The sequence below is a fragment of the Streptomyces sp. SID13726 genome (assembly GCF_010548375.1).
GTDB lineage: Bacteria > Actinomycetota > Actinomycetes > Streptomycetales > Streptomycetaceae > Streptomyces.
Map to the genome: position 1 here is coordinate 1 of NZ_JAAGLY010000057.1, position 1,239 is coordinate 1,239.

Here is a 1,239-nt window from a genome sequence, read left to right on the forward strand (position 1 = left end):
CCCGAACATCTGGAACGAGGCGGGCACCTCGCCCGCCGGGCCCTTGAACTGCGTGTCGAGGTAGCCCTTGATGATGAGGCCGACGCCGAGCGTCGCGATGAACGCGTTGACGCGCAGCCTCGCGATGACGAGGCCGTTGACCAGGCCGACGACCGCCGCGACGCCCACCGCCGCGAGGACGCCGAGCCAGACCCGCGACGGGTCGCCCGCCATGGTCGTCGCGCCGACGATCGAGCTGAGCGCCACGACGTACCCGACGGACAGGTCGAGCGACTTGCACAGGATCGCGAACGTCTGCCCGATCGCGACGAACCCGAGGAGGCTCGTCTGCGTGAGCATGTACGCCGTGTTCGCGGTGCTGAACAGGTTGCCGCCGCCGACCGCGACGAGGACGCCGGCGATCACGAGGATCCCGACGAGGGCGAGGTAGACGATCTCCGTCGACCCCAGGCGGCGCCGGCGCGCGGGAGCGCGGCGCGCGGTGGGGGCGGCGGTCGCGACCGCGGTGCTCATCGGTCCTCCTGCGGGCCGTCGGTGGGGTGCTGGGCGGACGCGGGCGGTCCGTCCGGCGTGGTGGCGGGCTCTGCGCCAGGGAGGTCGTCGGCGTCGGCGAGAGCCTCGAGGTCGACCTGGACGTGCTCGCCCGAGGTGTCCTCCCCCGCGCCCGTGGCGAGGGCCATCACGGTCTCCTCGTCGCTGCCGGCGGGGAGCTCGCCCGCGAGGCGGCCGTCGCGCATGACGAGCACGCGGTCGGCCATCGCGACGACCTCGGGGAGCTCGGAGGAGATGAACAGGACGGCGACGCCGCTCGCGGTGAGCTCGCGCATGAGGTCGTAGACGGCGCGCTTGGCACCGACGTCGATGCCGCGCGTCGGCTCGTCGAGGATGAGGAGCTCCGGCTCGGTGTACATCCACTTGGCGAGCAGGACCTTCTGCTGGTTGCCGCCGGAGAGCTTCGCGACGCCCTCGTGGACGCTCGGCGCCTTGATGGAGAACGCCTTGCGGTACGACTCCGCCGCGACGAACGCCGCGTCCTGGTCGATGACGCCCGCCTTCGCGATGCGCGGGAGGTTGGCCGCCTGGATCGTGCCGAGGATCGAGTCGAGCAGGTTCAGTCCCAGCGCCTTGCGGTCCTCGGGGACGTACGCGATCCGGTTCTCGATGGCCGAGAGCACCGTGGGCAGGGACACCTCGCGGCCGTCGATGCGCACGACGCCGGACCGGTAGCGCCCGTACGAC

Annotated in this window: 1 protein-coding gene and 1 pseudogene; both read right to left on the minus strand. The window is 72.2% G+C overall.

Translation table 11 applies throughout. The features are described 5' to 3' along the window. A pseudogene (locus tag G3I78_RS46290) lies at nucleotides 1-513 on the minus strand (ABC transporter permease); the annotation flags it as partial. Beyond that, a partial coding sequence (locus G3I78_RS46295) for an ATP-binding cassette domain-containing protein (RefSeq protein ID WP_164436530.1) occupies nucleotides 510-1,239 on the minus strand: 730 nt, incomplete at its 5' end. The gene G3I78_RS46295 and the pseudogene G3I78_RS46290, both read right to left, overlap by 4 nt.